Annotated in this window: 14 protein-coding genes and 1 riboswitch; of the genes, 5 read left to right on the forward strand and 9 right to left on the reverse strand. The window is 73.8% G+C overall.

All coding sequences use genetic code 11. The features are described from left to right. The first annotated feature begins 8 nt into the window (after positions 1-8). Positions 9-602: a histidine phosphatase family protein gene (locus QSK45_RS16745; RefSeq protein ID WP_285557588.1), complete on the forward strand. Its 594-nt coding sequence runs from the start codon at positions 9-11 to the stop codon at positions 600-602. A 31-nt stretch (positions 603-633) separates the two neighbouring features. On the opposite strand, the gene QSK45_RS16750 is transcribed toward QSK45_RS16745, so the two are convergent. From QSK45_RS16750 to QSK45_RS16770, 5 genes are all read right to left on the reverse strand, one after another. After that, positions 634-1386: a CbtA family protein gene (locus QSK45_RS16750; protein ID WP_285557590.1), complete on the reverse strand. Its 753-nt coding sequence runs from the start codon at positions 1384-1386 to the stop codon at positions 634-636. 22 nt (positions 1387-1408) lie between these two features. Then, entirely contained in the window at positions 1409-1630 is a 222-nt protein-coding gene (locus QSK45_RS16755; RefSeq protein ID WP_285557592.1) for a CbtB domain-containing protein, read from the reverse strand. A gap of 36 nt (positions 1631-1666) precedes the next feature. Next, a riboswitch (cobalamin riboswitch) is annotated at positions 1667-1805 on the reverse strand. Between the two features lie 66 nt (positions 1806-1871). Continuing rightward, a complete protein-coding gene (locus QSK45_RS16760) occupies positions 1872-2927 on the reverse strand; it encodes an enoyl-CoA hydratase/isomerase family protein (RefSeq protein ID WP_285557594.1) in 1056 nt (351 codons plus the stop codon). A gap of 201 nt (positions 2928-3128) precedes the next feature. Next, positions 3129-3962 carry a sterol desaturase family protein gene (locus QSK45_RS16765; protein WP_285557596.1) on the reverse strand — a complete coding sequence of 278 codons (834 nt, stop codon included), beginning with the start codon at positions 3960-3962 and terminating at the stop codon, positions 3129-3131. Continuing rightward, positions 3959-4681: a FadR/GntR family transcriptional regulator gene (locus QSK45_RS16770; RefSeq protein WP_285557598.1), complete on the reverse strand. Its 723-nt coding sequence runs from the start codon at positions 4679-4681 to the stop codon at positions 3959-3961. Before QSK45_RS16770 ends, QSK45_RS16765 begins: the two co-directional genes overlap by 4 nt. Before the next feature lie 226 nt (positions 4682-4907). On the opposite strand from QSK45_RS16770, the gene QSK45_RS16775 reads away from it, so the two are divergent. The 4 genes from QSK45_RS16775 to QSK45_RS16790 all read left to right on the forward strand — a co-directional run bounded on the left by QSK45_RS16775 (position 4908) and on the right by QSK45_RS16790 (position 8450). Beyond that, positions 4908-5117, forward strand: a complete 210-nt coding sequence (locus QSK45_RS16775; protein ID WP_285557601.1) for a ferredoxin — start codon at positions 4908-4910, stop codon at positions 5115-5117. Next, the gene (locus QSK45_RS16780; protein WP_285557603.1) at positions 5107-6462 is read left to right on the forward strand and encodes an NAD(P)/FAD-dependent oxidoreductase; all 1356 of its coding nucleotides are present in this window, start codon (positions 5107-5109) and stop codon (positions 6460-6462) included. The genes QSK45_RS16775 and QSK45_RS16780 overlap by 11 nt, the downstream gene beginning before the upstream one ends. Positions 6463-6517: 55 nt before the next feature. Continuing rightward, the gene (locus QSK45_RS16785; RefSeq protein ID WP_285557605.1) at positions 6518-7699 is read left to right on the forward strand and encodes a cytochrome P450; all 1182 of its coding nucleotides are present in this window, start codon (positions 6518-6520) and stop codon (positions 7697-7699) included. 79 nt (positions 7700-7778) lie between these two features. Further along, positions 7779-8450, forward strand: coding sequence for a M15 family metallopeptidase (locus tag QSK45_RS16790; protein ID WP_285557607.1), 672 nt, complete (start codon positions 7779-7781; stop codon positions 8448-8450). Here the strand turns inward: QSK45_RS16790 and QSK45_RS16795 are convergent. From QSK45_RS16795 to QSK45_RS16810, 4 genes are all read right to left on the reverse strand, one after another. After that, a complete protein-coding gene (locus QSK45_RS16795) occupies positions 8447-9196 on the reverse strand; it encodes a thioesterase II family protein (protein WP_285557608.1) in 750 nt (249 codons plus the stop codon). The two genes, QSK45_RS16790 and QSK45_RS16795, sit on opposite strands and share 4 nt — an antisense overlap. Before the next feature lie 66 nt (positions 9197-9262). Beyond that, positions 9263-9691, reverse strand: a complete 429-nt coding sequence (locus QSK45_RS16800; protein ID WP_285557610.1) for a cold shock domain-containing protein — start codon at positions 9689-9691, stop codon at positions 9263-9265. Positions 9692-9781: 90 nt separating this feature from the next. Continuing rightward, the gene (locus QSK45_RS16805) at positions 9782-10960 is read right to left on the reverse strand and encodes a sensor histidine kinase (protein ID WP_285557612.1); all 1179 of its coding nucleotides are present in this window, start codon (positions 10958-10960) and stop codon (positions 9782-9784) included. Then, positions 10957-12720, reverse strand: a complete 1764-nt coding sequence (locus QSK45_RS16810; RefSeq protein WP_285557614.1) for a sodium/solute symporter — start codon at positions 12718-12720, stop codon at positions 10957-10959. Before QSK45_RS16810 ends, QSK45_RS16805 begins: the two co-directional genes overlap by 4 nt. Positions 12721-12738 lie beyond the last annotated feature (18 nt).

The raw sequence follows: 12738 nt of genomic DNA on the forward strand, positions 1-12738 counted from the left end.
GTGACCGCGTGACCAGTCGAGTCCTGCTCGTCTCCCCCGCCATCGGCGCCTCGCTCCGGCAGGCCCGTTTCGACGACGGTGGTCCGCTGGACGCCGGGGGCGCGGCGCGCGTCCGGGCCGCGGCCGGGGGCCTGCCCGCCGTCGCCAGGGTGTTCGTCTCGCCCGGTGCGCGTTGCCGGGAGACGGCGGCGGCGCTGGGTCTGGAGGGCGTGCCGGTACCGGAGTTGGCGGGCCTCGACGTGGGACGTTGGACCGGCCGGACCCTGGAGGAGGTGGGCGCGGCCGAGCCGGAGGCGGTGGGGCGGTGGCTCGCCGACCCCGGCTGCGCACCGCACGGGGGCGAGTCGGTGCGGGACCTGTGCGCGCGGGTCGCGGCCCGGCTCGAAGGCTTGCGGCGGCTGGAGGGCCGCACGCTCGCCGTGGTCGAGCCGGAAGTGGTCCGGGCGGCGGCCGTGACGGCGCTGGACCTGCCGGACACGGCCTTCTGGCGCCTCGACGTACCGCCTCTGACCGTGACCGAACTCAGCGGCAGGGCCGGGCGGTGGAACCTGCGGCTGGGACGCCCGCTCGCCGCGTCGGACGACGACCGGACCCTCGGGTAGGGCCTGCGCCGGCGCGGCGATCCGGACGGTGTCAGCGTGCCGTCGGCGCCGCTCGCCCCGCCGCGGCCCGCATCGGCCCCGGGCTGAGCAGCCGCTCGGCCAACTCACCGAAGAGCAGGCCGAATCCGCTCCACAGCACGGCCTGGACGGCCAGTGCGGAGAGCCGGAACCGCCACAGCAGGACGGCCGGGAAGCCCTTCGGCACCTCGTCGACGACGGGCAGGAACCGGTAGGCCAGGGCGATCACGACGACGAACGCGGTCACCGCGGCCACCGTCGCCCACCATGTGCCCAGCACGGACGCGAGGCGTCTGCCGAGGAGGGTCGCGGCGATCGCCAGCAACACGCTGAGCAGCATCATCAGGAAGTACAGGGCGGTCCGCCGGCCGATGGTGTCGGCGTCGCCGACCGACGGCGGGTTGGCCGGGTACTTCAGGAACGGTACGACGTAGACGGCGAGCAGCGCGCACCCCGACAGCAGCAGCGCCGTGGCGCGCGGGCCGAAGCGGCCCACCCGTCCCAGGGCGAAGCAGTAGGCGAGCGCGGCGATGCCGCCGAAGGCGACCCCGTAGACCAGGACGCCGGTGGCGAGACCGGCGGTGGACTGCAGGGCACGGGAGACGACCGCCATCTCGTGCTCGTGGGAGTGGGCCTCCTCGAAGCCGATCGCCTTGTCGACGTCCGGCTCACCGAGGAGGTACGCCACGATCAGGGCGAGCACACCGGCGGCGAGGCCGGCGAGCATGCCCCGTACGAGAAGGTTCCGTACGGTTGCGTGGTTCATGGGGCGAGGGGTTTCCCCAGCCTCAGTGGCAGGGGAAACCGAGCAGGTGGCGGGCGTCGTGCACCCACTCGTGGACGTCCGTGCCGTTGAACACGGAGGTGGCGCCCTGCTCGGCGCCGACGAAGTACAGCAGGACCAGCATCAGGATGCCGAAGAACACTGCCCAGGGAGCTATCGCCTTCAGCGGCAGCTTGGTGGGCAGGGCGGGGGTGGTGGCTGTCGGCTGGGCGACGGTCTGCGCCATGGCAGGACCTCCTTTGGGAGTTCGCGTCCCATGTCGGTGGTGCGTTGGGCGACGGCTACGGGTCTGACTCACGAGCCCCTGGGGCCCGCATACAGTGGCGCGACCGTGCCGGGTTCCCACCGGCTTCCGTCTTGCCGTCGTCGATACCGGACAGACCGTACCGCGTCGGCGGCCCGCGGCCAAGACCGCCCCCGTCCGACGTGATCTTCCTCTCCGGCCGGGGGCGGACAGCGGCCCGCGGCTACCCCGCCGCGTCCAGCCCGAGTTCGCGGTCGCCCAGCGGAGCGAAGAAGCGCTCCACGTCCGCCTCGGTCACCTCCGCCAAAGTCGCCGGTGACCAGCGGGGGTTGCGGTCCTTGTCGATGATCTGGGCGCGGACCCCCTCCACCAGGTCGTGGCCGCCCAACGCGGCGCAGGAGACGCGGTACTCCTGCTCCAGCACCCGTTCCAGGGAGCCGAGCCGCCGGGCCCGGCGCACCGCCGCCAGGGTGACCTTGAGGGCCGTGGGCGACCGGGAGAACAGCGTCTGCGCGGCCTCCTTCGCCTCCGGGCTGCCGTACGCGAGCAGCCGCCGGGTGATCTCCTCGACGGTGCCGGCCGTGTAGCAGGCGTCGATCCACTCCCGCTGCTCCGCCAACTCCCCCCGGGGCGACGGCCGCACGTGCCGGGCGAGGGCGTCCGGCACGGGCATGGCGGCGAGGTCGTCCAGCAGCGCGGGCAGCTCGCCGGAGGGCACGTAGTGGTCGGCGAGCCCGCACCACAGGGCGTCACCGGGACCGATCTGATCTCCCGTCAGTGCGAGGTGCGTACCCGACTCGCCGGGTCCCCGGGCGAGCAGATGGGTGCCGCCGACGTCCGGGACGAATCCGATGCCGGTCTCGGGCATCGCGATCCGCGACCGCTCGGTGACGATCCGGACGCTCCCGTGCGCGGAGACCCCGACGCCGCCGCCCATCACGATGCCGTCCATGAGGGCGACGTACGGCTTGGGGTAGCGGGCGATGCGGGCGTTGAGGTGGTACTCGTCGCGCCAGAACGCGGCGGACGCGGTGCCGTCGCCGTCCCGGGCGTCGTCGTGGACGGCGCGGATGTCTCCGCCCGCGCACAGCCCGCGCTCGCCGGCGCCGGTGAGGACGACGGTCTCCACGCGGGGGTCGTGCGCCCAGGCGGTGAGCGCCGCGTCGATGCGGCGGACCATCTCGTGGTTGAGGGCGTTCAGGGCCCGGGGCCGGTTGAGGGTGATGAGGGCGGCCCGTCCGGTGGTGCGGAACAGCACGGGTTCCTCGGTGCCGCTCACCGGGACGTCTCCGTCAGGGCGCGGGCCACGGTGTCGTACATGATCTGGTGGTTCCTTCCGGGTGCCGGTGGGCGCGAGGGGCCCGGCCGGTCTTCCCCGTGCCACCCGCGTCATCCGTTGTGCCAGGGGCATCATCCCTCCCGCCCCGGGCGCCCCCGGCGTCAGCCCCTCGCGCTCGGCCCCGCCCCCGCCCCGGCCCCGTCATCCCTTCGCGTCCGGCGCCCACCCCGGCGGCCCGAAGACGTACCCGACCCGGTCCCGCCACCGCCCCGCCGCGCGGACGTCGCGCCACGCGGCCGCGTACTCGTGGAAGGCCACCCGCAGCGGGTTGTACGTGTCGATGTTCTTCGTCAGGCCATACACCACCCGTACGCCCTCCGGTTCGAAGGTGCGGAAGAGCCGGTCCCAGACGATGAGGATGCCGCCGTAGTTGCGGTCCAGGTACACGTTGTTGGAGCCGTGGTGGACGCGGTGGTGGGAAGGGGTGTTGAAGAACCACTCCACCGGCCGCCACAGCTTGTCCACCCGCTCGGTGTGCAGGAAGAACTGGTAGACGAGGCTGACGGCCTGCTCGATCAGGATCATCCACGGCGGGACGCCGATCAGGGCCAGCGGCAGCCAGAACGGCAGGCCGGTCATCGGCGTCCAGGTCTGGCGCAGGGCGGTGGAGAGGTTGTAGCGGAGACTGGAGTGGTGCACGACGTGGCTCGCCCACAGCACCCGTACCCGGTGATGGGCCCGGTGGTAGGTGTAGTACGCCAGGTCCTCGCCGAAGAACAGCAGCAGCCAGGTCCAGCCGGACGACGGCGAGAGGTGCCAGGGAACGGCGGTGTACGCGGCGGCGTACACCACGATCGTCGCCACCTTCCACGGCACCGCGATGACCTGGCTGCCCGCGCCCATCGACATGCTGGTGACGGTGTCGCGCAGCTCGTACCCGCGCTCGTCGTCGTCCGGCAGGAAGCGGTACGACAGCGCCTCGACCACGACCAGCAGCACGAACGCCGGGATGGCGTAGACCACGGTGGGGATCACGGCCGCACCCCCTCGCGGGTGCGCGGCGCGGCGGGCACGCTGCGGGACAGCAGCTCGCGGGACAGCGCTTCGGCCGCGCCGGCCTCGCGGGCCGCGATGTGCGCGGCCAGCCGGCGGTGGGCCTCGACGTCGAGGATCTCGCCCGCGCTCAGGTCCGCGGGCACGTCGGCGACCGGGATCAGGCCGTCCACCAGGCTGTTGAAGGCCAGCAGGTACGCGATGTTCCCGGAACCCTCCACGATCAGCCGCCACCAGGCGACGTAGGTCTCGTCCAGCTCGGTCAGATCGGGCCCGGTCCGCGCGTGCCGTTCGGCGGCCGCGGCGATCTCGGCGGCGGTGTCCGCGGAGCAGCGCAGGGCGCACAGCCGCGCGGCGTCGGCACCGACGCAGGCCCGCATCTCCAGGGCGTCGCGGGCGATGTCCTGCACGGTGGGCCCGGTGTCGGCCGCGGCGATGCCCACCGCGAGGTCGAGCCCCGCGGTGCGCCGCCAGTCCAGCACCTGCGTGCGGCCACCGTGGCTGACCTCGACCAGCCGTGCCTGCTGGAGGCGTTTGACGGCCTCCCGTACGGCATGCCGGTTCACCCCGAACTCGGCCGCCAGATCGCGCTCGGCGGTGAGCGCGGCGCCGGGCGGCAGCGCCCCGCCGAGAATCCGGTCGCGCAGCAGGGCGAAGAGCTGGTCGGAGACCGCCTCGCGCCGTATGTGTCCCTCAGCCATGGCGATCAGGGTGGACGCGCTTCGTACAGTGGTCAACTGGTTGGACCAGCATTTCTCCGCCGGGCCGGGGACATGTCGGCGTTCGTCCGGATCCGTCAAGCGTCCTTCCCCTCGCGGACGTTGACACGAGGGTCCCCGGGGCCCCGCCCGTGTGGCCGTGCGAGCCTCCCGGTCTCACCCCATGCTGGAGTCGAGGGGGCGGTACGGCTGAGGAGGAGTGGTTGCGATGCGGACCGTTGTCGACCTCACGCGCTGCCAGGGCTACGCGCAGTGCGTGTTCCTCGCGCCGGACGTGTTCCGGCTGCACGGCGAGGAGGGTCTGCTCTACACCCCGGCCGTCCCCGAGGACCAGGTCGAACGCGTCCGTCAGGCCGCCGCCGCCTGCCCGGTCCAGGCCATCCTCCTCGGGGAAGAGGTGAGCGGCGGTGCCCGATGAGCTCACCGACGGCCGCATCGTGATCGTGGGCGCCTCGCTGGCGGGTCTGCGGGCCGCGGAGGCGCTGCGCGACCAGGGTTTCACCGGCTCCCTGACGGTGGTCGGGGACGAACCCCATCCGCCGTACGACCGCCCGCCGCTGTCCAAGCAGGTGCTGCTGGGCATCGCCCCGGCCGACTCCACCGGGCTGCCGATGCGCCGCGATCCGAAGGCGGAGTGGCTGCTCGGTGTAAAGGCCACGGGCCTGGACCCGCTGGGCAAGCGGGTGCTGCTGGACAACGGCGAGTCGCTGCCGTACGACCGGGTGCTGATCGCCACCGGGACCCGTGCCCGGCCCTGGCCGAACCCGGAGGAGGCCGCGCTGGACGGGGTGTTCACCGTGCGCACCCGGGAGGACGCGGCGGGGCTCGCGGCGCGGCTTGACGCGGGGCCGCGGCGGGTCCTCGTGATCGGCGGCGGTTTCACCGGCTCGGAGATCGCCTCGGCCTGCCGGGAACGCGGTCTGGAGGTCACGGTCACCGAGCGCGGCCCGGCGCCGCTGGTCGGCGCGCTCGGCGGCACCCTGTCCAAACTCGCGGCCGTGATGCAGCGCAACCACGGCGTGGACCTGCGCACCGGGGTGACGGTGACCAGGCTGCTCGGCGACGGGAGCTTCACCGGCGTGGAGCTGTCCGACGGCAGCCGGGTGGACGCGGACGTGTGCGTGGTGGCGCTGGGGGCGGTGCGCAACGTGGAGTGGCTGGCGGAGTCCGGCCTCGCGGCGGGCCCGCGCGGGCTGGCCTGCGACGCCGGGTGCCGGGCCTTCACGATGTACGGCATCGTCACCGACGACGTCTTCGTGGCCGGCGACGTCTCCCGCTTCCCCCACCCGCTCTTCGGCTACCAGATGCTGTCCCTGGAACACTGGGGCAACGCCGTCACACAGGCCGAGGTGGCCGCCCACAACATGGTCAGCCCGGGGCCCCTGCGCCGCCCCCACCTGGCCCTGCCGACGTTCTGGTCGACGCAGTTCGGGCTCAACATCAAGTCGGTGGGGGTGCCCACCTACTCCGACCACGTGGTCATCGCCCAGGGCTCGCTGGAGGCGCGCCGGCTCGCCATGGTCTACGGCTACCGGGGCCGGTGCACCGCCGCAGTCACCGTGGACATGGCCAAGTCGCTCGACTACTACCAGCACCTGATCGAGACGGCAGCGCCGTTCCCGCCCCCGCCGGGCGCCGCCGACCGTGCCATCGCGGCCGAGATCACGATCCCGTCCGACGTACCGGACCCCTCGGTGCTCTCCCACGGCCCGACGGTCGCGCTGACCGGCTACCTCCCGGACCGCCGGCTGACGGTGGTCTAGCCGACGGCGCACAGTCCGACGACGGTACAGCCCACGCCCACTTCGAGGAGCCGACATGGACTCCGGCACCCTGCTGGCGAGGATCACCGACTACGCCAGCCGCCCCGACCCCTACCCCCTGTACACGGAGCTGCGCGCGGCCGGCCCGGTCGTCCCGCAGTCGGACGGCAGCCTGCTGGTCGGCGGCTACCACGAGGTCGCCGCGCTGCTGCACGACCCGCGGATGAGCGCCGACCCGCGCTCCCGGGGCCTGGTGACCGCCAAGCCGCCGTTCCTGCGCCTCGACGACCCGGAGCACCACCGGCTGCGCACGCTGGCCATGCGGCCGTTCGGACCGCCGCACACCCCGCACCGCGTGGACGGGATGCGGGCGGAGATCGCGAACATCACCAAGGAGTTGCTGGCGCCGTTCGAGTCGGGCGGGCAGGTCGACGTCGTGGACGACTTCGCCTATCCGCTGCCGGTCACGGTGATCTGCCGACTGCTCGGCGTGCCGCACGAGGACGAACCGCTCTTCCGCGCCTGGTCGGACACGCTGGTCGCGTCCGCGGACCTACGGCCGGACGCGGCCTCGGCGCCGCGTGACGAGGCCGAGCGGGCCCGTGCGGAGATGGGCGGGTACCTGGTGGGCCTGTCCGAGCAGCGCCGCGACGAGCCGGGCGACGACCTGCTGTCCGCGTTCGTCAGTGAACCCGACCCCGAACTGCGGCTCACCCGTGAGGAACTCGCGGAGACGGCGGTGCTGTTGCTGATCGCCGGGCACGAGACCACGGTCAACCTCATCACCAACGGGGTCCTGACCCTGCTGCGCCACCCCGAGGAACTGGACCGGCTGCGCCGCGAACCCGGCCTGATGCCGCGGGCGGTCGAGGAACTGCTGCGCTTCGAACCGCCGGTGCACATGCGCGAGCGCGTCCCCCTCGCCGACTTCGACGTCGCCGGCATCACGCTCCCCCAGGGCTCCTCCGTCATCCTGGCCCTGGCCGCCGGCAACCGGGACCCCCGCCGCTTCCGGGACCCGGACCGCTTCGACCCGACCCGCCCGGACAACCAGCACCTGGGCTTCGGCTCCGGCATCCACCTCTGCTACGGCGCCCCGCTCGCGCGCCTGGAGGCGCAGTCCGCCCTCACCGCGCTGCTCCCCCGCCTGGCCACGGCGGAGCTGGTCGAGGACCCGCCGCCGTACCGGCAGAACGCGATGCTGCGGGGGCCGCGGCACCTGTCGCTGCGGCTCTGAGCGCCGCTGTCCGGGGAGTCGCTGTTCCGACGGCCCGTCCTCCGGCGCCGCGGGGCCGCGGGGCCGCGATGATCGGCCCATGGCTGAGATCGTCTTGATGTCGGACCCGAGGGTCGCCGCGGTGCCCGTGCGGGAGTGCGGCGAGCGGCTGGTGGATGTGCGCCGCGGCGGCCGGCTGCCCGTCGACGGGCGGAAGGCGGACGCCGACGGCGCGTTCGCCCATCTGCGGCAGGGCGTGCTGGAGCGGCTGCTCAAGGCACAGGAGACGCTCCCGGAGGGACTGCGCCTGCTCTTCGTCGAGGGGTACCGCCCCCCGGCCCTCCAACGGCGCTGTTTCGACGGCTACGGCGCCGAGTTGCGCGCCGCCCACCCCGGCTGGCCGGACGAGCGGATCCGCTCCGCGGCGAGCCGCTACGTCTCACCGCCCGGCATCGCGCCGCACAGCGTCGGCGCGGCCGTCGACCTGACCCTCGTCGACGCCGACGGCCGAGAGCTGGACATGGGAACGCCGTTGAACGCGAACCCGGAGGTCAGCGCGGGCGCCTGCTACACCGGGGCCACCGGCATCAGCGCCGAGGCCCGCGCCAACCGGCGAGTCCTCGGTACCGCGCTCGGGAACGCCGGGCTGGTGAACTACCCCACGGAATGGTGGCATTGGTCGTACGGCGACCGGTACTGGGCCCTGGTCACAGGGGCGCCGGCGGCGCTCTACGGCCCGAGCGAACCGGTCCGACGGGACGGACGGGCCTAAGCCGTCAACCGCTGCCGCAGGAGCTGGGACAGTTCGGCGATCCGGTCGGTGAGGTAGAAGTGGCCGCCCGGGAAGACCTTGAGGTCGAAGGGGCCGGTGGTGTGGGTGCGCCAGGCGCGGGCCTCGTCGGGGGTGACACGGGGGTCGGTGTCGCCGGTGAGGGCGGTGATGGGGGTGGTGACGACGGTGGAGGGGGTGGCGCGGTAGGTCTCGATGGCGGTGTAGTCGCTGCGGAGGGCCGGGAGGACCATGCGGAGGACCTCCTCGTCGTCCAGCAGACGGGCGTCCGTGCCGCTGAGGCGGCGCATCTCGGCGATGAGGCCGTCGTCGTCGCGCCGGTGGACGTTCTCGGACGCGGCGGCGGACGGGGCGCGGCGCGCGGAGGCGAAGAGGTGGACGGGGGCCTCGCCGTCGCGTTCGAGGCGGCGGGCGACCTCGAAGGCGACGATGGCGCCCATGCTGTGTCCGAAGAGGGTCAACGGGCGGTCCGCGTAGGGCAGCAGGGCCTGGTGGGCCCGGTCCGCCAGCTCCGCGATGGTCTCGATGCCCTTCTCCTGGTGCCGGTCCTGCCGCCCGGGGTACTGCACCGCGACCACGTCGGCCGTACCGCGCAGCGCGGCGGACAGGGGGAAGTAGAAGGTCGCCGAGCCGCCGGCGTGGGGGAAGCACACGAGTCGGGCGGACGCCCGCGGCGCGGGATGGAAGCGGCGCACCCACGGGTCGCCGGTCGGGCTCGCTGTCGTCATGGTGTGGTCCAAGAGTCCGGGAGAGGGGTGGGGGCAGGGCGGCCGAGGGCCCTCGGCAAGACCCTGTCAGGCGGTCAACCAGCCTTTTTCCCGGGCCAGTTCCACGACCCGCTCCCTGACCTGGCGGATCTGCGCGGCCGTGAGGGTGTCGACCGAGGTGACCAGCACCTCGGTCAGCTCGGTGCGGAAGCGGCCCGTGCTGGTGCCCTCGGCGGACGGGGCGGCGGGGCGTTCGGCGGCGGAACCGTCGGAGAAGACCGGGCGGTTGGGGAGGCGGTGCGAGGAGGGCTGGTAGACCAGCCGGATCTGGGACGCCTTCGGGCCCTTCTCCCCCATCTCCATGTGGAACTCGACCTCGCTGCCCTCGTGGTAGAGGTACTTCTCGTCCAGCAGGTCGTTCGCGTGCATGAAGACGTCCTCGCCCGGTTCCGAAGGGGCGATGAACCCGTATCCGCGGACCTCGTCGAAACGCAGCACCTTGCCGGTCATCAGCACAGCCCACACACCTCCAACAACACCAGCACAACGACGACGCAGGTCGAACTTACACAGCTTCGGCGGCGGATTCGACCCCGCGGGAGGCGATCACGGCGGCCGGCGCGGCGGCGGTGCCTGCACGCCGGCGCGGAACTTCGGAATCCGCACGGTGACCCTCGTGCCCGCGCCGATCCCCGTCTCCACGACGAGGCCGTGGTCGTCGCCGTAGACCCGGCGCAGCCGGCGGTCCACGTTGCTCAGGCCGATGCCGGCCGACGGTCCGGCGGTGCCGCGCAGCACGGCGCGCAGGTGCTCGGGGTCCATGCCGACGCCGTTGTCCTCGATGACGACCCTGGCCTCGGTGCCCTCGTCCTCGGCGGTGATCGTGACGGTGCCGCGCTCCACGGACTCCTCCAGGCCGTGCTTGAGGGCGTTCTCCACCAGGGGTTGCAGAGACAGGAAGGGGAGGGTCACGGGCAGCACCTCGGGGGCGATGCGCAGGGTCACCCGCAGTCGGCGGCCGAAGCGGGCGCGGGCCAGTTCCAGGTACTGCTCGATGGAGCGCAACTCCTCGGCGAGCGTGGTGAAGTCGCCGTCGCGGCGGAAGGAGTACCGGGTGAACTCGGCGAACTGCTGGATGAGTTCGCGGGCCCGCTCCGGATCGGTGCGGACGAAGGAGGCGATGCTCGCGAGGGAGTTGTAGACGAAGTGCGGGGAGATCTGCGCGCGCAGGGCCCGCATCTCCGCCTCGCGGACGTCGGCGCGGAGCCGGTCGAGTTCGGCGAGTTCGAGTTCCGCCGTCAGTCCCCGGGCGGCCTCACCCGCCGCCCGGACCAGGGCGGTCGACCCGGCCGCGGCGAACACCGCGAGCGCGCCGACGGTCACGCCGTCCACCCTGAGGGGGACCAGGACGGCCCAGTGGAGCGGGCAGCCGTTCACGTCGCAGTCCGGCGCGATGGTGCGGAGGCGGCCCAAGTCGTCCAGCTGGACGAGGAGTTCGTCGCGGTGGTGGGCTCCGGTGCCGTCCCAGGCCAGGACGGACTCCGGGCCGGTGAGTGCCACGGCCGGGGTGCCGAGCAGCGGGCGCAGCCGTCGTACCGTCCTGCGGGCCGTGTCCGGGGTCAGGCCGGCGCGCAGCGGGGCCGCCGCGGTGTGCGCGGCGCGCGGGCCCCCGGCGCCCGTGGTGTGCTCCAGCTGACGGCGCGCCGCGCGGTGCCCGAGGGCCGCGCCGAGCGCGAACAGGGCGAATCCGGCCAGGACGAGGGCCGTGACGGCCAGCACGGTCATGATCGGCGGCCCGCGGAGGTGCGGCCCCCGCGCACGGGCTCTTCCGGCGGGTTCGGCCCGGGTTCGGGCCGGTGCAGCCGGGCCAGCGTGGCTGCGGTGCCGGGCGGCACCCGGTCCCGGGTGGCCAGGGAGGTCAGGACCATCGCGGCGAAACCCAGGGGCACCGACCAGACCGCGGGCCAGGCCAGCAGTGTGTGCGGCCAGCCCGAGCGGGCGCCGCCCGCGAGGGTGAGCGTCACCGCGGCGAGCGCCGAACCGCCGCCCAGCACCAGGCCGGCGAGCGCGCCGGGCGCCGTCAGGCCCCGCCACCAGATACCGAGGACCAGCAGCGGGCAGAAGGAGGAGGCGGACACGGCGAAGGCGAGTCCCACCGCGTCGGCCGCCGGGAGGTCGCCGGCCACCGCGCCCGCCGCCGCGGGCACCGCGACGGCGGGCAGCGCGGCGAGCCGTACGTGCCGGACGCCGAGGGCGGGCAGCACGTCCTGTGCGAGCACCCCCGCGACCGACAGGGTGAGCCCGGAGGCCGTGGACAGGAACGCGGCGCAGGCGCCCCCGGCCACCAGGGCGCCGAGCAGGTCCCCGGTGACGCCGCCGACCAGCCGTTGCGGCAGGACCAGGACCGCGGCGTCCGTGTCGCCGGTGAGCAGCAGGTCGGGGGCGTAGAGCCGGCCCAGCACGCCGTACAGGGGCACCAGCACGTAGAAGGCACCGAGCAGACCGAGCACGATCACGGTGGTGCGGCGGGCGGCGCGGCCGTCGGGGTTCGTGTAGAAGCGGACGACCACATGCGGCAGGCCCATGGTGCCGAGGAAGGTGGCGAGAACCAGCCCGTAGGTGGCGTACAGGCTGTGCGTCTCGCCGCTCGACGGCGGCGCTTCCGCCCCCTCCGAGGGCGTGGTGCGCCGGGGCGAGCGGTCGGAGAGGGGGACGCGGGCGCCGGCCGGGAAGCGCAGGGTGGCGGGTGCGCCGATCCGGTGGCGGCCCTCGGCGAGGTTCAGCGAACCGCCGTGCGCGGCGACGCCGTCGACGATGCCGGACGCGGTGACACGGACCGGCTCGCGCACGGTGAGGGTGAGCGGCCGGTCGACGCGTACGGTGGTGGCGCGGTGGAAGACGGGGCGTTCGTCCCAGGCGGGGACCGGGGCGTGGTCGGCCCGCCAGGCGAGCAGCAGGAAGGCCGCGGGCACCAGAAGGGCGGCGAGTTTCAGCCAGTAATGGAACGCCTGCACCAGGGTGACGCTGCGCATCCCGCCCGCCGCCACGGCCGCGGTCACCACGGCGGCCACCACCAGCCCGCCGAGCCATCCGGGGACGCCGGTGAGCAGCCGCAGGGTGAGTCCGGCGCCGCGCAACTGGGGCAGCAGGTACAGCCAGCCGATGCCGACGACCAGCACCCCGGCGGTGCGGCGGACGGCACGGGACTCCAGCCGGGCCTCCGCGAAGTCCGGCAGGGTGTAGGCGCCGGAGCGGCGCAGCGGGGCGGCGACGAAGACCAGCAGGACGAGGAAGCCCGCGGTGTATCCGACGGGGAACCAGAGCATGCCGGCGCCCTGGGCGAGGACCAGCCCGGCGACGCCGAGGAAGGAGGCGGCGGACAGGTACTCGCCGCTGACGGCGGTGGCGTTGAGATGGGGCGCGACGGTGCGGGAGGCGACGTGGAAATCCGATGTCGTCCGGGAGACGCGCAGCCCGAGCGCGCCGACGAGGACCGTGGCGAGGACCACGGCCGTCACGCCCGCGACACCGTACGTCTGGTTCAACGGGTCGCCCCGGCGGGG

Source organism: Streptomyces hygroscopicus subsp. hygroscopicus, assembly GCF_030269125.1.
Lineage (GTDB): Bacteria > Actinomycetota > Actinomycetes > Streptomycetales > Streptomycetaceae > Streptomyces > Streptomyces hygroscopicus_C.